The following is a 24,196-nucleotide window of genomic DNA, read 5'->3' on the forward strand; positions in this document are numbered from 1 at the left end:
ATCGGCCTTAAATCGATTTATGATAGAATTCGAAGACCGATTAAAAGATGTTATTTAAAACTGGCAGTTACACAGAATCTGTTACAGGGTCCCTTTATGTGAAAAGCACCACTTAACCGACCATGTACTTGGTAAGCATAACGCCTTAACAGCTAAATACTCTTATCGTTTGCTATATTACAAGTTATCTGCCTAATGCTTTAATTTCAACACTATATTTCCACATTTGTACTTCGGACTCTCCGAGCTCAACACTCGCTTCTCCCCCCTCAGCATTAACAGCCATAGACGGCATTGACATGTGATTCTCCCCCTCTTCATAACGACAGATCATACTCCCATCCAATAAAATCCCCCCTTGAGATAGAGGCCAAATCACCCCTGTATACGTACAACCGCCAGTTTGCGATGTTACTTTTTGGCCAAAGGAATGTACTTCAAAAGAAGGAAAGTGTAATTCAGCGCGTTGTTTAACATAAACAGTCACTTCATAATGCTCTGAAGCCAATGCTGACTGCGAAAAGCTAATAAATAAAAAGGTGATTAATGCGGTTCTCATATCAATAAATTCTACTCTTCAAAGACGCCCCAATACTAATGTAGCACAGGTGATAGGCGATTTTTCAACTCATATAATTCAACAAAACGTGGGGCAGCTCTTTACGGCAGTATAACGCACTAATGGCAATGTCATTGCTATGGAACAGCCAACCATACGAATGCCACAGTTTAAGTAATGTGGTAATTAAGGTTACCATGCGCAAGTTATTTCAGTTGTAATAAATTGTGTTCAGCTGGTTATAGATTAACGTGACGTCATTACAAGCGTTTTATAACCATAATAGTTAGAAATTTTCATGAACTCACAAAACTAAGAAATTCAACGCGTCAGCACTATCACGGCGTTGTTTCCTAAATCATGGAACTTCTCAGGCATAGAGTGCTCTGATCATCAAACCCATCAGCTCAACGGTTATGATGAAAAAGAGAATCAGAAATTGGTCACAATACAATCGTGCCTTAATCCAACGCGGTAACATCAATGTCTGGCTAAGCGATAGCGCTATTTTAAAGTGGCAAAACACCGAAAAACACGGTGGGCGTGGCCGCTCCAATTACTATTCAGACTTGGCAATTGAAACTTGTTTAACGATTAGAGCGGTCTTTAATTTGCCGTTACGTGCTGTGGAGAGCTTTGTTAACTCCTTGCTTAATATTATGAATACGACCTTAGGGTCACCTGGCTATAGCTGTTTATGTAAGCGAAGTAAAACCTTGTCAGTGCTGTATCGGCCCTCTACAAGTAAAGGTTTCACGGACATTGTTGTCGATAGTACCGGCTTGAAAGTGTACGGTAACGGTGAATGGCACACTCGCAAACACCATGCAAGTAAACGTCGGACATGGCGAAAGCTGCATTTAGCAGTCGATGCAGCAAACCATGATATTGTGAGTGCTGAGCTGTCAATGGTACGAGTATCGGATGGTAAAGCACTCTGTGATTTATTGCGACCGTTACGTAGAAATATAGATAGAGTCACAGGAGATGGAGCTTATGATACTCGCAGTTGTTATAACGAAGTGGCTGCAAAGAAAGCGATTTTACGAGCACCTCCAAGAGAAAATGCACAGTATTGGGGCAAGTGTCACCCGAGGGATCATACGGTGTTTATGACGCGTCAAATAGGCTTAAAGCAATGGAAGTTGATTCTGGCTATCACATTCGTTCACTCGCTGAGACAGCGATGTATCGCTTTAAGCAGCTAATGGGCGACAAGCTGAAGAGTCGAAGTTTTAACAATCAGCACACAGAAACGATGGTTAAAGTGAAGGTGATAAACACCATGAACAGGCTAGGTCTGCCTGCATATCAGCCTCATGGGTGAAAACCTGAGTTTGAGGTTTATCTCCTGATTTGATCAACAAGGCCTGTCTTTATTATCACTTAAGTCCTCAAAAGGTAATACTGCAATTGAGTTAATCGCTACACGGTTGTTACTCTCAGGCTCTTGATAAATTCGGTAGCAAACAACGATAAAAATGATGGTAAGTAACAAGAGCGTACTTTTGATAAAGTAAGGGTTAATATGGTTAGTTTGAAGCTTAAGCTTATTTGAAGGCGCATCTAGTGGCGATGTATTCTCAGTGAACGGTTTTACAACTGCAACCAAACAATAGCCAACATTAGGGATCGTTTTAATATAAGTAGGCTGACGAGCATTATCCCCTAGTGCTTTTCTAATTTATTGCGCATTCAGTTATCTTTATAAAGTCACTTTTGTCCATAAGCCAGTTGGATAAATGTCTGTTATTTTGCTTTGTTTTATAGTGTTAATTTGAAGTTGAACGGCTCTTCATAGCCGCCAATGGACTCGCACAAATAAAAAACGTACACACCATGATGCACCGTATGTACGTTTAAAATAAAAGCCACAGCTGAGAGTTGCAAAGCCATGTCATTTACTCGCGATTAGACATGGTTTTTACTACATACTCCAACGTGCGCCCATTTTATATCTATTACAACGCTTTTTTGGGCGGTAAGGCGACGTTTGCGAAAATCAAGCCTGCCACTAATGACATGAATATAAGAAATGTTTGCTGACCGATATGATCTGCATGAATAATGCTTTGACCTTCAATTAGTGAATTTAGACCAATATAGGTTTTAGACCCCGGAACCAACACAATCAAACCTTGCATAGCCACAATTGATGCAGGTGCGTTGACTATTCGGTTGAATAAGTTACTAAATACACCTACCGCAAAAGCACCTAAAAATGCACCGATTGAATAATCAAAGTAAACGGCCGCACTGATACTGACTGCATAGGCAATAAAGCCAGATGCGATAGACCAACTCGCATGCTTTAATTTCGTTCTGAACATCACGATTAAGCTGGAACACAGTAATAAAATAGCGAGCCATGCTGTCCATTTGGGAAGTGGATCGGGTTGTACAAAGTCTTGTATGCCGAACAAATAAAAGCCTAGGCTTATTCCTAAAAATGCGCCGAAATAAAGTTTAAAGAGTAGCATGAGCGAGTCCATCACTCGTGCTGTGCCAGATACTAAATGTCGTGAAGACAATTCAGCAAATGCTATCGCCAAGGCTAAACCCGGAATAAATACAATAATAGCTGAGAGGATCACCAGTCGAATGTTGATACTTGGGTCTAGATAGCTACTCACTGCACATGCACCTACGGCTGCCACGATAGCGACTAAAGGTTCTAGCATATGTGTAACGCGCTTTGAACGCGTTGACCAAAGCACAAATATGAACACTAAAATTGAAAACATGCCAGACCAAAATACATCATTCCAACTGGTGCCCATCAACATTGCAAATGCAGCGCCTGACATAGAAAAGGCAAATCCAGTCGTAAGTCTATTATATGATGGTTTTTGTGTACTTATCTTGTCTAAATTGGCGTCGGCTTCTTCTATACTCAGTTCGCCTTTCAGTACTCTGTTAACAACATCATCGGTATCGGCAAGAGAACCTAAATCATGGTCGCCGGGGTCAACACGCGCGACATGGGTATACTCTTCCTCATGCCCCTCAGTCCAAATAACAAAAGTTACAGAAGTGGGCGACATAACAAATGAAGATTTTAAGCCTAGATGAGTTGCCACTTCCATCAAGTGGGCTTCTAAGCGGTAAGCGGGTGTACCATATTTGTGCAACATTTTACCAAGTTTAACAATAAACTTGCGCTTTTGGGTAAAGGTGGCTGTGTTCAACGGCTCAAGACCTAAAGTTAAAGAAAACCATGCACATAAAGAAAAAACTTGATGGTTTTAACTCAGTGCAGCGATTGGAATTGCTGCGCATTCTAATCGCTTTCATTGCAAAGTCTAGGCTATTTAAAGATTTTTATTGACATTTTTTGCCTCAATCCACTGCGCCATGTATTGGGTGCTCTTCATGGTGTGATGTTTGAGCATTTGACCCGTAAAATTCTTTTGACGATGTGAGGGGAGGTCGTTTTTTATACTGTTGATTTTTAACAATAAGGTATCTTGTAATTTGTTCTTATCGTAAATACTGTGAAGCAAATTAAGCCCTGCGTGTTGTGACTTTTCATATAAATCTGCGTTGTTATATAGCTCAATAGCCGCATCGGCAAAGCTTTGTGGATCGTTGGCGATTATCCCATGCCAAGGTAAGTCTTGATGCATTCCTTCTGAGCCAATGTCTGTGGTAACACAAGGGGTTTGGGTGATCATGGCTTCCAGCAATTTTCCCTTGATACCCGCGCCAAATCGCAGCGGCGCAAGGCACACACGGCTATGTTGCATAGTCTGTAAAGCGTCTTTGGCCCAGCCTTTTATTAAGAAGCCAGTTTTAGGGTTATGCAGCGCAGTCGCTTTTGGTGGCGGGTAGGAACCATAAATATGCAACTCGGCGTTTGGTAAACGTTTACGGATGAGTGGCCATATCTCTTGCAAGTAAAGTACAGCGTCCCAGTTGGGGGCATGACGAAAGTTGCCAATGGTCATGAAGTGTTGCCTTTGCGCATACGTTGGAGTTTGCTGTGGTGTACGGTCTAAATCGACCATAAAAGGTAAGTGGTGCAATAACGCTTTATCAACCTTGTAAATATCATTCAGTAGTGACATTTCATAGTCAGAAATAATCAGGCTCAGGTCGCAACGTAATATGGCAGCAATTTCTCGTTTTGCTAAGTCACTATGTAAGTCGCTTACTGCGAGTTTGCGTTTGGCTTTGTGCGCATCATGGCGAGCATTTCGTAAGCATTGCAAGTCTTCGGTATCTAAGATTTTAAGCGCATTTGGTGCGAATTTATCAATTCGCCAGCCAAATTGCTCTTCCATCATAAAGCGGTCAAACATGACAATGTCGGGTTGTAATGCTTTAACGTAATCATCAAAACTACTGCAATTTAGTGTAATGACTTTGGTGCTGATCCCGTCAAGGTTAAGATCGACCATATGCTCTGTTTGCTGAGCAGGGCTTGCAAACTCTACTTGCCATTGCTGGGCTCTAAAAAAGCGTAACAAAGACATCATATGGCTGCCCGCTGCAGATGAGTTAGGTTCAGGCCAAACATAGCCAATGACTAATACTTTTTTACTCATAAAGGACTCTAAAATGGTGTTCGATATATTGCGTTAGCACGTCGTGTTGGGCGGCTTTTAAGCTTTCAAAGCGAGCCATTTTACTCTTTTTGCTTGTACTGCACCACTGTGATAAATCGTTTCTAGTCAGTTGAACCTGCACACGATGGTTTGACTTTATAGGTTGCAAAATTTAATTAAACGTGTCGAAAATTATCTCATGTGCTGAATTTATTTATTTTTAAGTATATTATTGGCCGTTAAGTAAATTTATCAGGACGAATAAATAATGATGAGAATCATATTTTTGGTAATAGCTTTTAGCTTGTCGATAGGACACGTTGCTCAAGCTAATTCCAATGTAGGATACCAAACCCCTTCTCCAGAATTAGCTGAACTTGTCGATGCTAAACTCATCCCAACGAGCCTCTTAAGTAACGATGGCAAATGGTTGGCATTATTAGATAGAAAACGCATCATCTCTTTGGATGAGTTAAATCAGCAAGAAAAAGCACTTGCCGGTATCAAGTTTAACCCTAAAAATTTCATGCGCATTTCTCGTCGGGTGTATTTATCACTTGAGTTTAAGCATGTTGATACAGGCTCGGTGATCCGTCCGCAAGGAATACCGAATGATGGCGTTTTTCGTTCAGTAAAATGGTCGGCCAATAGTCGCTACTTAAGTTTTATTTTAGAGCAGCAGCAGAAGGCGACTTTGTGGGTTTACGACGTAAAAGAGCGAAAAGCAAAGCAGCTTACTGAATCAACGCTCAATGGTGTAGTAACACAAACCCCTTATCAATGGCTGCCAGATAGTAGTGCTTTGGTTGTTAACTTTGCGGTGAATCATGGACAGCCTCCGTTACAGCAAAAAGCACAACCACTCATCCCTGTTATTCAGCAAAGTAGTGGCCAAAAAGCACCAGCTAGAACCTATCAGAATCTGCTTAAATCGCCTTTTGACGAATCAGAGTTTAAATTTTATGGACAAGGTCAATTGGCGAAAGTGCCACTCAACTCGCCAATAAAAGCGATAGGTAAACCGTTGTTGGTGAAATCTTTCAGTGTATCACCAGACTCAACTAGCTTAATTGTTGGCATGATTGATGAGCCATTTTCATATCAAGTGCCGTATGAACGCTTCGCCACGGTCTGGCAGGTTTGGGGCATGACAGGGTTTCCTTTGTATGAGCTTGCCAAACAGCCTCTTGCTGACAATATTCCGCAAGGCTTTGATAGCGTTCGCACAGGTCCTCGCGATTTTCAATGGCGTGCGGATCGAGGTGCTACCATTGTATGGGCGCACGCACAAGATGACGGTGATATGAAAAAAGAGGTGCCATATCACGACCATTTGTATGCAATTAGCGCGCCTTTTAAACGTGAACCAGAGCTTTTTGCCAAAGTGGAACGTCGTTTTGCAAGTATTGCTTGGGCTGATGATGAAGTGGCGATGTTAACCGAGTGGCGTTTTAGTGATAGGAGCGTACGCACCTCAGTGATAGTGCCTCGTGACCCACAAGCAAAACGTTTGGTGTTTTCAGAGCGCAGTTACAATGATGCCTATAAAAACCCTGGTCGCTTTATCTACACATACAGTGACTTAGGCTCAAAAATTTTGAAACTGGTTGGTGGTCGTTACCTATTTTTAACGGGTGAGGGTGCATCAGCGCAGGGTAATCAGCCATTTTTAGACCGCTATGATGTTAAAACCAATAGCACTGCGCGTATATGGCAATCACAAGCGCCTTACTATGAGCGCGTTAAAGAAGTGCTCGATGATGAAGGAATGCGATTTATAACCGTAAGAGAATCAACAAGTGAGCAACCAAACTACTTTATTCGTGATCTTAACTTTGACACTTTAACCCAGCTGACGCGTTTTGCTCACCCTTATCCGCAATTCAATGGTGTGAAGAAAGAGCAATTGAAGTACACCCGTGATGATGGGGTTGAGTTGACTGGTAATTTATACTTGCCCGCTGGATATGACCCAACGCAAGGACCAATTCCAGTCCTAATGTGGGCTTATCCGTTAGAATACAAAGATAAAAGTGTTGCTTCTCAGGTACGAGAATCTCCATATGAGTTTCCGTACTATGGTTATTGGGGACCTATGCCATACCTAGCTAAGGGGATCGCGATTTTTGATGACCCGAAAATGCCAATTGTCGGTGAGGGTGATAAGTTACCGAACGACAGCTTTAGAAAGCAGCTGGTGGCAAGTGCTAAAGCTGCGGTGGATACCTTATTGGCCAAAGGGGTGGCAGATCCAAACAAAATCGCGATAGCCGGGCATTCATATGGTGCATTTATGGTGGCGAATTTGCTTGCGCATTCAGATCTATTTGTCACGGGCATTGCACGAAGTGGCGCTTACAATCGTAGCTTAACCCCCTTTGGTTTTCAGGGTGAAGAGCGAGACTTTTGGGAAGCACAAAGTGTTTACGCTAATATGTCACCGTTCTTCCATGCAGACAAAATCAACGAGCCAATGTTGATGATCCATGGTCAAAAAGATCCAAACTCTGGCACTTTCCCTATGCAATCAGAGCGTATGTATGCAGCGCTTAAAGGTCTTGGCAAGCAAGCGCGACTTGTTATGTTGCCAAATGAAGGGCATGGTTACAGAGCAAGAGAAAGCATTTTGCACGTGTTATGGGAGCAAGAGCAATGGCTAGAGACTTACCTATTTCCAGAAAAACAGCAAGTAGAACCTAGTGAAGAACCTGTCATTCATGATGCGGATCCTTTGATCAAGCAAGATCAAACGGTTGCTCAAGGTGAACAAGTTCGCTAGGTACTCAGTACCTGTGTAACAAAAAAGCTGCATAGCAAACGTTGTGCAGCTTTTAATGGAGATACTGATGGAGCAGATAAAAAGTCGTATTTTTGCTTTTAAGCTTGTAGAGCAAGCTTTATATGTCACTGATAAAAGAAACAAACACGCCTATCCACCGGTTCATTTGTCGCATCGCTTAGATTGTGCATGCGTACATCCGAGCACACCCATACTTTTTACTATATCGTACAGTCAGTTCGAAATAGACATTTGGGATTTGATAACCTCGCAGCATAGAGGCTCAATCTCCTTGCGAGCAAAACCTTCACAATTTTTGATGAGCCATAGCGGGCGGTTTGCTGTGGTTGTCGCTTCTTCTGACAGCGAAGATGCCATCGTAAGCTTAATGAATCTAGAAAGCTCAATGTCGTTGGATAAATCGCAAAATGCGGTAGAAGTGCCCTTTGATTTTGAAGAGCCAGCTTATCCTAAAGTGTATTTTTCAAATGATGAGCGGTATTTGTACTTAATTTGGGATGATACGGTGGATGGAGAAACGATCAGTGCAAAATATCAGATATCGACCGAGGCTACGCTGAGCGTCAGCAAGCCAAATATCGGCGCTTTAGCGCAGCCTGATTGTGACTGCCACCCACACTACTACCCAGAACATCTGGAGAGTTTTTTAGATAGGCTTGCCATACTAGAATATGGGCAATATTTTGAATAATACGTGGCTTATTTGCCATTTGAGAACGAACTGCCAACAGATGCGACGATAACCATAAGAATAGCGAGCCATTGCCAAACGCTCAGTAATTCGCCGAGAATGAGTAAACCCGCCAACGCCGCAATTGCGGGCTCTAGGCTCATCATGATACTAAAGCCTTGCGCGGGCATGTTACGTAAAGCAACCATTTCTAGGCTATAGGGGAGTGCGCTCGAAAGCACCCCAATCATCATGCCCAGTGGAATAAGCTCCCAACTCAGTAGTGCTGAGCCTTGTGATACCACACCAATTGGCACAACGGCGATTGCCGCAATGGTCATGCCCAGTGCGACAGTCGTGCCGCCCGAGCCTTGTGAGCCTGTTTTTTTACCAAATAAAATGTAGCCAGCCCAGCATGCGCCAGCCACTAAGGCCAAAACTACGCCTATAGGGTCAAGTCCATCAGTGCTGCTCATATCTGGTAGTAACAATATAATGCCTAGTAGTGCGAACAGCACCCAAAGGTAATCTCGTTTTCGCTTTGATGAGAACAAGGCAACAGCAAGCGGGCCTGTAAATTCAAGTGCAACGCCTATCCCCAAAGGGATCCGCTCAATCGCATAGTAAAACGTGATGTTCATGCAGCCAAGGCAAAGGCCATAAATTAAAATTGGTTTTTTATTAGCGGGAATGTACTTCCATGGTTGGAAAACGAGGCAGAGAATTAAAGCTGAAAAGCCTAATCGATAAGCGGTTGTACCCTCAGGTCCGACATGAGGGAAGAGTTGTTTAGCGATAGAGGCTCCAGACTGAATTGTGACCATCGCAATTAATAAACACACTACAGCGAGTAAAAACTCTCTATTAGCTAACTTCATTTATGCCTATTCTCTATGACTGCTATCGTACAAAAGGGCGCCAGTCTAAAGGGCTGGGCAAGAATACTCAAGCTGTTTGTATACAATATTCGACGATTTTACTATTCGCTCGCTCGTTGCTTACAACTGATCACTTTAATGCATCTTTTCTATTACGCTTGTCGTTTATTTAGAGATACAACACACAACTTGATTATGATGTGTGTTGTTCACAAGATGACAAATAACTTAACCACGCTTGTTGATGTTTTTCCATAGCACGGTGCTTTTTGGAGTTAAGATGCGATTGCTGATCGACTTCACTGTGAAATGGTCCTGCGCGACAGAAACTACAGTACTCATCGTTAAGATATTTAGGAATATATAATTGACTTGCTAAATCTGGCAACGTCTTAGCACCAAACACAAAGGTGGTACCGCTAGTATCTTTAACGTGTTTGTCTCTATCCACATTTCTGATCTGATAACCTGGAAATTGTGTGATATTAAAGTCATGCAATCCTAAAAATTGCATATTGGAACCTAAACACAGCGAACTTTCTAAATCCCATTCACAATAGGGCTTTACGTCTTTAGAGGTGATGTAACAAAGCATTGGTCCATTTGGGTCAAGCGCATAGCGGTAGGCATTATCAAGAAACAAACGTAAAAGCCTGCGATTCAAGGTATTCACTGATAAAGTAGATTGCTTAAATTCAGCATGGCTTGAAAATGCAGGGATAAGCGGAAATTGAAAAATAGCCAGATCGTATTGTTGCCCATTCAAGCGTTGCCAGCTGGTTTGCCCAGTGACATCGAATGCGGGTAAGTAATCCATTTGGCTATTCTTAATGAGATCAAGTGCATGATGCTGGTATTTGTCACGAATGGTTTGCTCATCATCATAGGTGCTAGCGGTTAACTTGCTTACTTGGTTAGATGTTTGCAATGCATGTGAAAAACTTAGATCACCGTCGCCTACGGTTAATACTCGCCATGTTTTTTCGAAAATCATACTAAACTACAGAAGTTAAAACAGCGGCGAGTGTATCATTTTTATTGTCAAAAAGCTGCTAGCGGCCTTTTAGCGCAAGTTCATCAAGCAGGTGCATAACCCGTTCGCTGGCTTGCTCCATCTTGCCTAGCTGCGCGATGGCTGCTTTTTTATCTCCTTGGGCGCTGAGTTTCATCGCTTGTACGCCTGCGCTATGTACTTCTTTATGTGGTGCATCAATGGATTTAAAAGCGCTTAAATCACCATACTTTTTCGCACCTTCACCGCCAAGCCACTGACCGAGTCGGCAACTCGTGTGGTCTGAAAAACTATCAATAGATTGACGATCAATGCCAATTAAATGATTATAAACCGCCCCTTTCCAAACAACATGATCCAACTTAACGGTTTGTAAGAAAGTTTGTGTCGTTGCACCCAAAATCGTCTGCTTCATAGAGCTACAATTACTCACAATATCTTTATATTCACCATTGAGGTTGCCAATACTGTGCGACAGCTGTTCGTTCGATTTTTGGATCACTTCAACAGCACTGACCGTTTGTTGCGTTGTATCGATGATTTTTTTAACTAAGTCGGATACTTCATTGGCAGACTCATTGGTATTATTGGCTAGTGCACGCACCTCATCGGCTACAACACTAAACCCACGTCCAGCTTCGCCGGCTCTGGCTGCTTCAATTGCCGCATTTAAGGCAAGCAGGTTAGTTTGATCTGAAATTTTAGAAATGGTGGTAACGAAGGTGTTTATGTTATCTGCCATTTGTGAAAGCCCAGAAATATTGCTCGTCATACTACCCATATTTTTAGATAGGCTTGCCATACCACCAAGAATATCATTCAGTGAACTTTCGGAAATCTCAAAGGACTTATTAATATGTGAGATTGACTGACTTTGATGCTCAATTTCTGTAAAGCTATTAGCCACACTCTCTCGTATGCCATAAATTTGCGCCAAACCGCTTAGCGCACACTGGAGTAATTGGTTGTCGGTATTGTCGTTGAGTTGCTTTTGATATTGGCTTAGCTCATCTTTTAGTTCGTTATTTTGAACCTGAAGAGCTTCATTGTCTGCTTGGCTTTTTGCTAATGCTTGTTGCAAGCTAGCGAGTTCCTGCTCCACTTGTTTGTTTTTGAATAATTGGCTAAACACTGTCTTTCCTTACTAACATTTTGTTAAAGAATAACAACGAAACGTATTACATGCTAGGTACGTTCCAGTAAGTATGTATTATTTATTGCTGCGAGATTTGTCTCGATACATCTTTGCGTCGGCTTGTTGCAAGATTTTATCAGGCTCAAGACGCTTGTTAGTTTTCGCTGCACCTATACTAACGCCGACTTGATATTGCTGTAACTGAGTAGACAAATTGGTACGTAGCGTGTCTCTATCTTCAAGTTCTAAGTTTGTAAAAGCAACAAACTCATCACCTCCAATGCGAAATACCGCCTCGCTTTCCAACTCATTCGTTAACTTTTTGGTAAAGTTACAGAGGATTTCATCACCGATATGGTGACCATACTCGTCGTTGGCATGTTTAAAATTATCTAAATCAAAATAGTAGAGCCACGTATATCGGTCACTCAAAGTATCAAACTCGTTGAAACAGGCTTTTCGATTGCCTATGCCCGTCAATGCATCGTGAAAGGCTTCATAACGTAAACGTTGCTCTAACTGCTCACGGCTAGCAATTTCTAAGTTTAATCGCGTTATCGTGTCTTTTTTTGATGCCAGCAAAACAAGCATGCCGTAGCACACCAAGATAAAACCAATGCTTTTTAATGATGTGTCGAGGATCAAAATAGGGATAATGTCATAAGCGATGAAGTCGTCTATCGCGTCCAGTAGCAACCCTGTACAGTAAAAAAACCAGCCGTAAATAAGTAATCTGCTATTTAATTGAGGCGCGGCAAGTATCACAACGGTGGTTGACAAACAAAACCAAACCACCTCTTCAATCGCATCCAAGAGCACTTTGTCTTGCGAAAAAGTCCAAACTAAAAATATCAGGCCTACAGACCAAATTAAACCAATGGCTATTTTTTGTTTCATGTCCGTGCCAGTGCAGCAAAAAGCGAATTATTTATACAGGTATAGCAGTTTAAACACGACTCAGCTCAACACTTTGAGCAATCATAAATAAATGACAAACGAACACCACAGAAGTGAGAATGTAACGCATCTTGTGATAGTCCTTATGGTGTTCTTGCCAAGGGGCCATACCTCTTTCAAATACCAGCACAAGAATAAAGCTAATCGACAAGTACATAAGAGCACTTGTAGAAGACGTAAATGTGAGTAGTGGGTAGGGGATCACAACCAGTACAGACATGATTGCATGCGTGTATGATTGCTCTCCTGCTCGCCAAAGAGAGCCTGCCATAAAGCCTAAAATACCCATGCTGTAAAAGATAAATGCATCAACAGTTGCTTGCGACGAGCCGAGTAATAACGAAAAGAACACACAGGCTAAAAAGGGCAAGACACCGTAATAGCCAAGCTGTATATGATTAAAATATGGATGCATATTGTCCTCTGAATAGGCAAGTTATAGTTCGTTGCTAGCGAGTATAACGCAGCACACGCGTTACTTATAATTTCTATGTAATTCACAGCCGAGATGATCACTTTTGAGCTGAAAAAAACGGTAATCGTAAAAACGGATTGAAACAATCTAAACAATCAATTTTATTTGTTTTTCATTTCGCCTTATCTTAGTAACCAAGCAAAGCGAACAAGCATAAACAGTTCGCAATCGATATAACGTTAACTAAGAGAGAAAAATATGACTACTTCATTGATCAACACAAAAATCCAACCATTCAATGCAACGGCATACCACAATGGCGACTTCGTTCAAGTGAGTGAGCAAGACTTGCTAGGTAAATGGTCAATTGTGTTCTTCTACCCAGCTGACTTTACTTTTGTTTGTCCAACTGAGCTTGGTGACTTAGCTGACCATTATGCGAAGCTCCAAGAAATGGGTGTAGAAGTGTACTCGGTATCTACAGATACGCACTTTACGCATAAAGCTTGGCACGATGCATCTGACACAATCAAGAAAATCCAATTTCCAATGATTGGTGACCCAACAGGCAAAATCACGCGTAACTTTGGTGTGATGATTGAGGAAGAAGGTTTAGCACTTCGCGGTACATTTGTAATTAACCCAGAGGGCGAAATCAAAGTGGTAGAAACGCACGACTTAGGCATTGGTCGCAGTGCAACAGAGCTTCTTCGTAAGGTGCAAGCGGCTCAATACATCGCAAACCACGATGGTGAAGTGTGCCCAGCATCTTGGCAGCCGGGTGAAGAAACGCTAGCGCCTTCATTAGACCTAGTAGGCAAAATCTAAATTTGTCGGGGTGGATTGCCACCCCAGCCTTTTATTGCTGTGAGGATGACCAATTATGTTAGAGCAAAATATTAAAAACCAATTAAAAAGCCATTTTAGCGCCCTTAAAGAGCCTGTAGAGCTGGTCATTGCACTGGATGACAGCAATAAGGCGAAAGAATTAGAGACACTCAGCAAAGAGCTTGCCTCGTTAAGTGATCTCATTTCTGTTTCAAATAATAGCGAAGAGCAAGTTCGTAAACCGAGTATGTCGGTGCGTTCAAAACAGCGCTTAACCGAAATAACTTTTGCTGGTGTACCAATGGGCCACGAGTTTACTTCGCTCGTTTTAGCTATTTTACAATCAGGTGGACACCCACCTAAAGCCAATGAAGATGAAATTGAACAAATCAAATCGCTCAATGAGCCACTGAACTTTGAAATGTATATTTCATTGAGCTGTCAAACCTGCCCGCAGGTCGTTCAGGCACTTAATTTGATGGCGGGCCTGAACCCACTCATTAAAACAACCATGATTGACGGCGCGCTGTTTCAAGATGAAGTAAACGAGCGCAATGTGTTAGCGGTGCCTACTGTGTTCCTAAATGGAGAGTTGTTTTCACAAGGTGCAGTAACACTGACAGATATTTTGAGCAAAGTGGATAGCAACACAGGGCAAAAGCAAGCCGAGAAACTCAACGAGAAAGACGTATTTGACGTACTTGTTGTTGGTGGTGGCCCTGCTGGTAGCGCAGCGGCTATTTATGCAGCGCGCAAAGGGTTAAATACGGGCGTTGTAGCTGATAGGTTTGGTGGTCAGGTGGCCGATACGATGAGTATCGAAAACTTTATTTCGGTTAAAGAAACCGAGGGCCCTAAACTCGTTGCTCAATTAGAAGAGCATGTTAAACAATACAATGTTGATGTGATGGCGAGTCAACGTGCAGTTAAAGTTAACCGTGATGAAGACTTAAACATTACGCTGGAAAACGGTGCTGTGCTCAGAGCAAAGTCAATTGTGCTTGCAACCGGAGCACGCTGGAGAAACATGAATGTTCCAGGGGAGGCTGAGTATAAAGGAAGAGGCGTAGCATACTGCCCACACTGTGACGGCCCGTTGTTTAAAGGTAAACCAGTGGCAGTGATTGGCGGTGGTAACTCGGGTATTGAGGCAGCTATTGACCTTGCTAATATTGTTCAGCACGTCACGGTTTTAGAATTTGCTGACACTTTGCGTGCTGATGAGGTATTGATCAAAAAAGCCCAAAGTTTGCCAAATGTCACTATCATCAAAAATGCGCAAACCACCCAAGTATTGGGTGATGGTAACAAAGTGACTGGGCTGAGTTACACCGATAGAGTGACGGGTGAACAGCATGACCTAAGCCTAGCCGGCATTTTTGTACAAATTGGTTTGGTGCCAAACACGGAATTTTTGAAAGATTCGGAGATTTCACTGACCCAATTTGGTGAAATAACCATTGATGCCAAAGGGGCAACCTCAATGGCCGGTGTGTATGCCGCAGGTGATGCAACTACAACACCATTTAAACAAATTATTATCGCCATGGGATCGGGCGCGACAGCTAGTTTAGGTGCGTTTGATTACCTTATTCGCCATAGCGAACGCAGTGAAAGCAATCAAGCTGCATAAGAATTCATTGCATATCAGTTGGTTAGGTTTCTGATATAAACGCAATGTCAAGCCGTTTTAGACTCTCTAAAGCGGCTTTTTTGTTGCTCTAAAAGCGGCTTTTAACGCAGCTGTCGTGAACTTAAATTGACTGAACAGGCTAAATCGGCTTACAAATTTGTCGCATGTAACAGCAAAACATGCGCTAGTACAATAGCAGTTATCAACAGCTCTTTCTTTGCAATTTAAAATTAAAAGCTTATATAACATAGCACTAACATTTTCTTGGTCCGTTAGTTTATCCTTGCAGAAGGCGCGAATACACAAGGTGTAATATAGAAAGAGTGCACTATGAATAAATCTCGATTGCTCAATTTTTAGGTTAATACTATGTTGTATTTTTCACTAAAGGGAACAACAACATGAATAAGGTTAATTTAATTTCTATGTTGATTTGCGGTGGTGCACTTATCGCAAACGACGCCTATGCACGCTCAGTACCTGCCACTAACCATGCTATTGTTTACGAGGGCCGAATTGCCAAAGACTACAGTACAGGTGTTGTTAATTTTAATTGGCCGGGGAGTCACTTTAAAACTCAACTGAAAGGCACTCGCTTAGACGCCACGCTCATTGGTTGGGGCAACCAATTTGATGTGCTAGTGAACGGTAAGCTGCACAAAAAGATTGTGACGGATTACAGTGGACAAGCAAAAACATACCCGCTGTTCAGTCAAGCAAGCTCAGAGTCTGTAGAAATTGAGGTTGTAAAACGCACGGAAGACCCCGCTAATTTTAGCCAGCTACTGAGTTTCGAGGTAGATGGTCAGCTAGAAGGTGTGTGGGACGTTCAAAAACACGTTTTATTTATTGGTGATTCAATTAGTGCAGGTTTTGGTAGCGAGTCTTCTAAACGTGAATGCACATGGCCGGAAGTGGTGGAAACAAGCAATGCACGTTTAGCTTTTCCCTATGTGAGTGCGCAGCAACTTGACGCAAGCTTTACGCAACTTTCTTTTTCTGGCCTTGGATTGATACGTAATTGGAACGGCAACCAAACACATCATGATTTAACATATTACTATGACAAAGCTGGTGCGGTTCATGGTGACACTCGAGAATTCGAGGACAAATTTCCCAGTTTATTAGTTATAGAAGTGGGTACAAATGATTTTAGTACCGATCCACAGGCTCATGAACCATGGAAAGATATTCGAGAAGTTAAAGATGCATGGGTAAAGAGAATGGTTGAGTTTGTACAAACGTTGCGCGCTCGCTATCCTGAGCAGCCAATTGTATTTATGCCAAGGCCTGCATACCCTTATGACTTTATCATTTCAGCGACTAATGAAGCGATTGAGCTGTTGAATGAAAAAGGTCTGAGTGACTTGTACGCACATACATTTTACTCACAGCTCAGTGGTTGCATATGGCATCCAACAGAGCAAGAGCATAAGCAAATTGCAGATCAGCTGACTCACTTTATTCGCGCTAAGCAAATATTGTAGCGGTGAGCTTTATGGGAAGTCATGAGCAGAGTACTTCCCAAACAATGCGCTTCACATTCTATATCTACTCAAAGGCAAATCCCTTTTTAACGGGCACATTTGACATTAACAAACGCATTATCAACATTGATAAACCTGTATTTTATATGCAACGTTGATGGGAACTAGTTCTTTTTAGTGTAACACCGTGTAATTTACAGCAATGACTCTATTTGTAGAATAAGCATTACTTTTAATAAGTTATAGAATTCTGAGGAGTTAATCATGGCTAACGAGCTTAAATGGGATTACAAAATCATAGATAAACACTGGCAAGATGATGCTTTGAAAGAAGCCAGAGATTATATAAATACAAACTACAAAAATATGTTCAATGTGAAGGTTGCATCTAGCGATAACTCTCCAGGTCATGCCCGTGCGATTATTTTTTGGCAAAAATTAGAGCAACAAGACCAAGTAAGCGGTGTTTTAGAAGTATCTACGCCACCCGCATCGGTAAAATGGGATTATGATTACTTTAAAGGGTCGGATTTCAGTAGCATGGCTGAAAAAGCCTGCAACTTTTTAACAGGCCTAACCCCATATCAACAATATTATGCCAGTGTGGCCTTTTCAAACGCGGCTAATAATGACGCTTTTATGTCAGTGTGGTATCCCAAATCGACGACTCAGGTTTTAAGCGAAGAGTTCTTCCAAAGTGAATCTACAGAGGGTGAAAAATAACATGGCACAAATGAATTTGATCGTTAACTTTGAACACGATAAGAGCAAAAGTGCAATTTTTCAATTTGAAGATACGGTGACTCTGGACAAGGTTCGCACTGAAGCTGCATTGGCAAGCAAAGACTACTTTGTTGTGGGTGAACTAAAAATTGCAACAAAATCAGAGTCAAAAATCGTACTTAACTCTCTGGATTTGACTAATAACACGTTGCATGTATCCAATGAGAGTTTTGTTAAAGAGGACGTGCAAGATGTCGTGGTGAGCAAAAGTGGTGCTGATCCAATCATAATGCATATGAATGTATTGGATGCGCTCTCTAGTTTGAAAGCACAACTACTTGATAAAAACTATATGACAGAAGCTGATAGTTTTGAGTACAAAGGCGCATCATTAAGTGACGCGTCTCTTCAAAACCCAATTAAAAACTATTTAGTAGAGGGTAAGATCGAAGTCTGGCGCGCGATTAATACCCAAAAGGTTAAAGTTGTCAAAGGCGAAAAATCAAAAACATTCAGCTTCGACGTCAATAAGCCATTGGTTGAATTTAAAAAATTGCTAGTTGAAGATGGATTTATCTCTGACAGTGACCGCTTTACACATGATGGAAGTACTTTAAATGAAAGCTCGATGAACGATCCCGTCAAAATGTTCCTTGAGTCAGGAAGTATTAAAATCAAGCATGAAGAATCGAAGTGGAAGTGGGACACAAAAGATCCTGCACTTGTTAGTCCTGCCGAGGTAGACCTAAAAACCAAATTAGAATATCAAAAAACGCAGTTAGATGCGCCATTTCCTGCAGAAGGTAAGGTCGTCACCGATGGCGAAAAGGATCACTTTGATAAGTTGTCACCTGAGCAGCAGCAGCACTTAATTATGCGAAACAACCTCTTTAGCGGTTACGTCGTTAACGGCTTTGGAGAAGAGCCTTCATCATTCCCACTATTTCTAGTGGATCAAGAAGACGTTTTTTACAAGCTTCCCACAGTCAGCGTGCGTGTTGATAAACACGCTTCATTTAATCGCATTGAGCATGAGCGAATGAAGTCGGGAAGTAAAAAAAGTTCAGGAGGCTTGAACCTAGGCTTTTTTGCAATTAAGAATGAAACGGAAGAATCAAGTAAAGAGCAAGAAATATCGAAAAGCGAAGTGCTTTTAACTTATGTTGGTTACAAGATCCCTAAAATTGTTATTGAATTTGACCCACGTTCCCTTGTTTTAAGAAAGTCTTTTATACGTGAATTCATGGAGATTCAATACTTTGGCGACTTTGATGATAATGTAAGTGAAAACAAATTACATCGCGCACGAGTAGCGGCATTTGATTCAGTAAACCAAATACTCGATAAATATGGGCATATTATATATACCAAATTTACTTTAGGCGGTGCTTTATATTCAACGTCAGAAAAAGAAAAGTCAGATGAACAAAGTTACTCTGAGGAACTGACAAAACATGAAATTGGGTTTAGTTCTAAGGTGCAATATAACAACATGACGGCACAAGGCGATTTTTCAACCGGCAATGCCTCTGGTGAAAGTAGTCTGGATAAGAATTTACAAGAGTACATGAATTTAGCCATAAACTGTATTGGTGGAAATGAAAATACTTACACAGAGTCAAACACTTGGATCGCTTCGTTAGGTCCATATATGAGTTGGCGTGTGATAGACAAAGATAAAGCGGTTCCGACATTATCGCTATTACCAGAAACGTTGAAACAAAAAGTGAGAGCGCTGTTTGCCGAAATGAAGGACAACACAGACGAATTACCTTTTCGAGTTAAAATATAGGGGATAGCTATGTCACTCAGGACAGTTGATGACTTTGAATATTTTTTCAAGCAGAATACCTATGTAGGTGTAACTACAAATGTAGATGTAACTACAAAAGATAAATCTGCACAGACTAACACGGTTACTTTGCACTATGAGAATGGTAAATATTACATCTTATGTAATGAGAATGACCTGATTCAGTTTAATGTGATGGTAGACAACCGATATGCAGGATTTGGCTACTCAATTGATACTACCCCGTTAGAAACAGATGAAAATTTTAAGCCACTGATTATTCAATATCAAAAGTATGCGGTGGGTAAGGCCAAAGAGCGCAAAAAGGGCAGCTGCAGAGTGTTTCAAAACTCCAACAAATACATTGGCGTAACGGATGTATTAAATCTGCATGCAACAGACCAAAAAGGGCGTGGTAAAGTACGAGTCACGGTGTGGGATGTAATGTCTTGCGACTCAATTTTTGATACAGAGGAGCCAGCTAAGTCGCTAGCGCGTTCTTTGCCTATTGAAGACGAGGACGCCGGTGCTATCTATGAGTCGGATGAAGGCGATGAGACATTTACAAGCAAATTTATTCACAATGTGAAAGAAGACCGTAGACTAGAAAATATACGTACCATTGAGTTTGAGATTAGGATCAAAGAACCAGCAGGTGACGCCAAATTGGAACCGACATCATAAGTAAAGTGAGAACTTAGCTCATTTTTCTCATCGGATATGCTAACACATTGCGCATATGGCAATGTGTTAGCGCATTTTTATAGAGGAGTATGATAGGTGCTTATCCTCTAACCGCCTCAACCCACATTACTCCAACCTCTTTTTTGACTACTTGCACTTTCGTGCCTTTAGCCAAAGGTTGTTGGCTTTTTAACTGCCAGTTGATGCCTGAGTAGGTATGAAAAAGTTGATTTTGTGCGTCTAAGTCGTCTTCGAGTGTAAATTCTATATCAGCAAAATCAGTATGTACGGTGTCTTGCTTTGCCGATTCTTGCAGGCGAACAAGGGGTTTCCACAGCACTAGCGCAAACCCCAAAGTCAGTACGCCATTTACCCATAAAGCGGTTAGCCAGTCATGCGGTATCAAATTTGCGTACATCATGGCACCTGAAAAGATAAAAGACAGGCCTAAAAACAGCAGCACAAAAGTAGAAAAACCAAGCACCAAAATTTCAATGATCAGCGCAACAATACCGATCACTATCAATGACTGAGGCAAGTTATCTAATATAAACGCCATAGAATTTTACCCTTGTTGTTTATTAATGGAATTAATAATAGACATACTCTGAGCGACTAACGCACTGGCATCGGTGCCATTGTCGGGCAAAATAACCACAGACGATTCTTTGGCAATGGCTTGTTTTGCGGCAATGGCTTTTGTTGCCAAATCGAGTTGAATCGCTTTTTGGCCTTCTTGCGTATCGGCGGCTTCACCCACTTTTCTGAGTGCTTCGGCCTGTGCTTCTGCAACGGCTAAAATGGCTTTAGCTTCACCTTCGGCTCTTAAAATTTGCTCTGCTTTTTCAGCTTCGGCCGAAAGTACCTGCGCTTGCTTTTTACCTTCAGCAACGTTGATAGCTGATTGCCTATCACCTTCAGATTCCAGAATTTGCGCACGTTTGACTCGTTCAGCTTTCATTTGTGCTTCCATCGCTTCCATCACTGAATTGGGAGGCACAATGTCTTTAATTTCGTAGCGAAGTACTTGAATTCCCCAAGGATCAGAAGCCGCGTTAATAGCACTAACAATATTGGTATTAAGTAAATCCCGTTCCTCAAAAGTTTTATCTAACTCCATCTTGCCAAGCTCACTACGCATCGTGGTTTGAGCAAGCTGCGTGACTGCAAAAATGTAGTCATCTACGCCATATGTGGCTTTATAGGGGTCAAGTACACGGAAGTACAAAACGCCATCAACAATCAAAGAAATGTTGTCTTTGGTAATGGCAGACTGAGAGGGCACATCGATCGCTTGCTCCTTCAGGCTTCTATCGGCAGCGACTCTGTCAATAAAAGGCACAATAAAGTTAAGACCAGCCTCTTTAGTTGATTGGTATTTGCCAAATCGCTCTACCATCCATGCGCGGTTTTGTGGCACAAATTTGATGCTGCTTTTGAGTACCACAATAACCAAAATGAAGAGCACAACTTCAACGTTAAAAAGTAGTTCGAGTATTTGCGTAACGGGGTCCATAGTGTTCCTTAGCTGATAAGTTGGTCCTGTTTTGAGCGTAGCACTAAGGGAACAAATAGACTAGGGCGTGTTACCTTTGCGTATGGTTTTTTAAAACATAACAACGAATATTATGCTCTAAATAAGTACCATTGAAGGAATTGTATTTTTACTGGTAGGTTTGCTAGAAAACGAAGAGAAAAGTGTAACTGAATATGTCGAAAATGTATGTAAGCTATTGATATTATGTGTTTTCATATTGGTTTTAGATGCTTTGTTTACATACGTTCATATTTGTACCTTGTATGTGCACGTCGCTTGGCGATAATGACAATCACATTTCTAATAAGCGACATATTTGAGAAAAATAATGAAAAAGACAACTCTTGTATTGGCCGTATCCGCGGCATTGGCAGTATTAGGTGGTTGCTCTCAACAAGCGACTAAAGTGGAACAAACAACAGCGGTTGTGGAGCAAAATCTACACTCAGGGATTGATAAAGCAAACTTTGATCTAAGTGTAAGACCTCAAGACGACTTTTACCGCCACGTAAATGGCACTTGGTTAAAGAACACCGAAATCCCAAGTGACAAAACATTCTGGGGCAGCTTCTTTACATTAAGAGAAGAGTCTGATCATGCTGTTAAAGAGATCATTCAACAAACACAGAAACAAGCGCAAACCGCAAAAGCGGGTTCAAGCGAGCAAAAAGTGGGTGACTTGTACAGCAGCTTTATGAACGAAGAGCAGATTAACGCGCTGGGTTTTGAACCAATTAAGCCATTACTAGATAAAATTTCTGCTGCAAAAAACTATGATCAGTTAAGTGCAGTGATCGGTATGCTATCTGTTTACGATGTGACTCTGCCTTTAGGACTTGGTGTTGAAGCAGACGCGAAAAACGCGACACAAAATACGGTTTATTTAAGCCAAAGTGGCGTTGGCTTACCCGATAGAGATTACTATCTTAAAGATGACGAAAAATCAAAAGCGCTCCGTGATGCTTATGTCAATATGATTGCTGCAGAGCTTAAATTAATTGGTGAAGAGGCGCCTGAGCAAGCAGCACAAACTATCTTGGAAGTTGAAACTAAGCTAGCAGAAGTGATGTGGACCCGCACCAAGTCACGTGAGACAAGTTTAATTTATAATCCTCACACACCAGCCGAGCTAACTGAAAAGTTAGGCAAATTTAACTGGGCAAAGTTTTCTAAATCTTTAGGTTTACCTGCTACAGATAAAATTGTTGTGGGTCAAAAAAGTTATGTTGAAGACTTTGGTAAATTGTTTGGCACAATTTCAGTTGAGCAGTGGCAGGCATACCTGAAGTTCCATACGGTGAATCAGTTTGCTGAGTACTTAAGTGATGATTTTGCACAAGCTAATTTTGAGTTCTACGGTAAAGTGCTAAGTGGAGTAGCTGAGCAAAAGCCAAGATGGCAGCGTGGTGTGTCATTAACCAATGGCATCCTAGGTGAAGAAATTGGCAAGTTATATGTTGCAAAACACTTCTCACCACGTGCAAAAGAGCGCATGGAGCAGCTGGTTCAGAACTTGATCAAAGCATACAGCATCAGCATTGATGAGCTTGAGTGGATGTCGGATGAAACCAAGCAAGCAGCGCAAGAAAAGCTTGCCAAGTTCCGCTACAAAATTGGTTATCCGAACGAGTGGCGTGAATATGACTTCAAAGTTAAAGCAGACGACTTAGTGGGCAACATTATGCGTGCTGATGAGTTTGAAACAAAACGTGCACTTGCTGAAATCGGCCAACCGGTCAATAAAGAAAAGTGGGGAATGACACCACAAACGGTGAATGCTTACTATCACCCACTTAGAAATGAAATTGTGTTCCCTGCCGCAATTTTGCAGCCGCCATTTTTTGATATGAATGCGGATGATGCTGTGAACTATGGCGGTATTGGTGCAGTTATTGGTCACGAAATTGGCCATGGTTTTGATGATCAAGGTGCGCAGTTTGATGGCGATGGCAACATTCATAACTGGTGGCATGAAAAAGACTTAGAGCAATTTAAAGCGCGCGGCGATAGCTTAGTTGCACAATTTGATAACTACAAGCTATACGACGACGCAAGCGTAAATGGTCGTCTAACACTTGGTGAAAATATTGGTGACCTAGGTGGCTTAACCGTTGCTTATAAAGCATACCAGCTGTCACTTGAAGACAAGCAACGCCAAAACCTTGATGGATATACACCGGAGCAACGTTTCTTCATAGGGTTTGCACAAATCTGGCGTGCAAAAATTCGTGAACAAATGCAGCGCCAGTTACTTGTGATAGATAACCATTCACCAGGTGAGTTTAGAGCAAATGGTTCATTGACTAACTTTGCACCATTCTATGAAGCGTTTGCGCTTAAAGAAGGTGACAAGCTGTTCAAACCTGAAGAAAAACGCATAAAAATTTGGTAGTTAGTGCTTTTCTAAACTACCCGTATTGATGTTTAAAAGGGCCTTTATCACATGATAAAGGCCCTTTTTTATAGCAATTTGTTTAAGGTGAGTGAGCCGTCATCCTAACGCAGGTCAGGATCTTCTAAACCACCCGCATTAATGCTT

20 protein-coding genes and 1 pseudogene are annotated in these 24,196 nt (G+C 41.7%); 10 read left to right on the forward strand and 11 right to left on the reverse strand.

Annotated elements, in window-relative coordinates; translation table 11 throughout:
- Positions 1-184 precede the first annotated feature (184 nt).
- Positions 185-559, reverse strand: a complete 375-nt coding sequence (locus ACW689_RS13880) for a hypothetical protein (RefSeq protein ID WP_476292348.1) — start codon at positions 557-559, stop codon at positions 185-187.
- Positions 560-975: 416 nt separating this feature from the next.
- Here ACW689_RS13880 and ACW689_RS13885 point away from each other — a divergent pair.
- A pseudogene (locus ACW689_RS13885) lies at positions 976-1,886 on the forward strand (IS5 family transposase).
- A 33-nt stretch (positions 1,887-1,919) separates the two neighbouring features.
- On the opposite strand, the gene ACW689_RS13890 reads toward ACW689_RS13885, so the two are convergent.
- From ACW689_RS13890 to ACW689_RS13900, 3 genes are all read right to left on the reverse strand, one after another.
- A complete protein-coding gene (locus ACW689_RS13890; protein ID WP_476292350.1) occupies positions 1,920-2,171 on the reverse strand; it encodes a hypothetical protein in 252 nt (83 codons plus the stop codon).
- A gap of 349 nt (positions 2,172-2,520) precedes the next feature.
- Positions 2,521-3,747, reverse strand: coding sequence for a threonine/serine exporter family protein (locus ACW689_RS13895; protein WP_476292352.1), 1,227 nt, complete (start codon positions 3,745-3,747; stop codon positions 2,521-2,523).
- 123 nt (positions 3,748-3,870) lie between these two features.
- On the reverse strand, positions 3,871-5,106 hold the full coding sequence (locus ACW689_RS13900; protein ID WP_476292354.1) for a glycosyltransferase: 1,236 nt from the start codon (positions 5,104-5,106) through the stop codon (positions 3,871-3,873).
- A 271-nt stretch (positions 5,107-5,377) separates the two neighbouring features.
- Here ACW689_RS13900 and ACW689_RS13905 point away from each other — a divergent pair, with 271 nt between their 5' ends.
- Positions 5,378-7,885: an alpha/beta hydrolase family protein gene (locus ACW689_RS13905; protein ID WP_476292576.1), complete on the forward strand. Its 2,508-nt coding sequence runs from the start codon at positions 5,378-5,380 to the stop codon at positions 7,883-7,885.
- Between the two features lie 67 nt (positions 7,886-7,952).
- Positions 7,953-8,597 carry a hypothetical protein gene (locus ACW689_RS13910; protein WP_476292356.1) on the forward strand — a complete coding sequence of 215 codons (645 nt, stop codon included), beginning with the start codon at positions 7,953-7,955 and terminating at the stop codon, positions 8,595-8,597.
- A gap of 8 nt (positions 8,598-8,605) precedes the next feature.
- Here the strand turns inward: ACW689_RS13910 and ACW689_RS13915 are convergent, their stop codons facing one another.
- From ACW689_RS13915 to ACW689_RS13935, 5 genes are all read right to left on the reverse strand, one after another.
- Positions 8,606-9,454, reverse strand: coding sequence for an EamA family transporter (locus ACW689_RS13915; RefSeq protein WP_476292358.1), 849 nt, complete (start codon positions 9,452-9,454; stop codon positions 8,606-8,608).
- Between the two features lie 193 nt (positions 9,455-9,647).
- Positions 9,648-10,448: a Rossmann-like fold-containing protein gene (locus ACW689_RS13920; RefSeq protein ID WP_476292360.1), complete on the reverse strand. Its 801-nt coding sequence runs from the start codon at positions 10,446-10,448 to the stop codon at positions 9,648-9,650.
- 58 nt (positions 10,449-10,506) lie between these two features.
- The gene (locus ACW689_RS13925) at positions 10,507-11,598 is read right to left on the reverse strand and encodes a methyl-accepting chemotaxis protein (RefSeq protein WP_476292362.1); all 1,092 of its coding nucleotides are present in this window, start codon (positions 11,596-11,598) and stop codon (positions 10,507-10,509) included.
- Positions 11,599-11,676: 78 nt separating this feature from the next.
- Positions 11,677-12,498 carry a GGDEF domain-containing protein gene (locus ACW689_RS13930; RefSeq protein WP_476292364.1) on the reverse strand — a complete coding sequence of 274 codons (822 nt, stop codon included), beginning with the start codon at positions 12,496-12,498 and terminating at the stop codon, positions 11,677-11,679.
- A gap of 49 nt (positions 12,499-12,547) precedes the next feature.
- A complete protein-coding gene (locus tag ACW689_RS13935; RefSeq protein WP_476292366.1) occupies positions 12,548-12,973 on the reverse strand; it encodes a DUF3429 domain-containing protein in 426 nt (141 codons plus the stop codon).
- A gap of 258 nt (positions 12,974-13,231) precedes the next feature.
- Between ACW689_RS13935 and ahpC the strand changes: the two genes are divergently transcribed.
- The 6 genes from ahpC (at position 13,232) to ACW689_RS13965 (ending at position 20,120) form a co-directional block, all read left to right on the forward strand.
- Positions 13,232-13,801 carry an alkyl hydroperoxide reductase subunit C gene (gene ahpC, locus ACW689_RS13940; RefSeq protein ID WP_476292368.1) on the forward strand — a complete coding sequence of 190 codons (570 nt, stop codon included), beginning with the start codon at positions 13,232-13,234 and terminating at the stop codon, positions 13,799-13,801.
- 55 nt (positions 13,802-13,856) lie between these two features.
- Positions 13,857-15,434: an alkyl hydroperoxide reductase subunit F gene (ahpF, locus tag ACW689_RS13945; RefSeq protein ID WP_476292370.1), complete on the forward strand. Its 1,578-nt coding sequence runs from the start codon at positions 13,857-13,859 to the stop codon at positions 15,432-15,434.
- A 401-nt stretch (positions 15,435-15,835) separates the two neighbouring features.
- Positions 15,836-16,921 (forward strand): SGNH/GDSL hydrolase family protein, encoded by a 1,086-nt coding sequence (locus tag ACW689_RS13950; RefSeq protein WP_476292372.1) that lies wholly within the window; start codon positions 15,836-15,838, stop codon positions 16,919-16,921.
- A gap of 264 nt (positions 16,922-17,185) precedes the next feature.
- On the forward strand, positions 17,186-17,644 hold the full coding sequence (locus tag ACW689_RS13955) for a hypothetical protein (RefSeq protein ID WP_476292374.1): 459 nt from the start codon (positions 17,186-17,188) through the stop codon (positions 17,642-17,644).
- A 1-nt stretch (position 17,645) separates the two neighbouring features.
- Positions 17,646-19,436: an MAC/perforin domain-containing protein gene (locus ACW689_RS13960; protein WP_476292376.1), complete on the forward strand. Its 1,791-nt coding sequence runs from the start codon at positions 17,646-17,648 to the stop codon at positions 19,434-19,436.
- 9 nt (positions 19,437-19,445) lie between these two features.
- Positions 19,446-20,120, forward strand: coding sequence for a hypothetical protein (locus ACW689_RS13965; RefSeq protein WP_476292378.1), 675 nt, complete (start codon positions 19,446-19,448; stop codon positions 20,118-20,120).
- Between the two features lie 100 nt (positions 20,121-20,220).
- Here ACW689_RS13965 and ACW689_RS13970 read toward each other — a convergent pair whose 3' ends face one another.
- Positions 20,221-20,679: an NfeD family protein gene (locus ACW689_RS13970; protein ID WP_476292380.1), complete on the reverse strand. Its 459-nt coding sequence runs from the start codon at positions 20,677-20,679 to the stop codon at positions 20,221-20,223.
- Between the two features lie 6 nt (positions 20,680-20,685).
- Positions 20,686-21,636, reverse strand: a complete 951-nt coding sequence (locus tag ACW689_RS13975; protein WP_476292382.1) for an SPFH domain-containing protein — start codon at positions 21,634-21,636, stop codon at positions 20,686-20,688.
- Positions 21,637-21,985: 349 nt separating this feature from the next.
- Here ACW689_RS13975 and ACW689_RS13980 point away from each other — a divergent pair, with 349 nt between their 5' ends.
- On the forward strand, positions 21,986-24,049 hold the full coding sequence (locus ACW689_RS13980; RefSeq protein ID WP_476292384.1) for a M13 family metallopeptidase: 2,064 nt from the start codon (positions 21,986-21,988) through the stop codon (positions 24,047-24,049).
- Positions 24,050-24,196 lie beyond the last annotated feature (147 nt).

Source organism: Pseudoalteromonas sp. ABE4_541 (assembly GCF_056312285.1).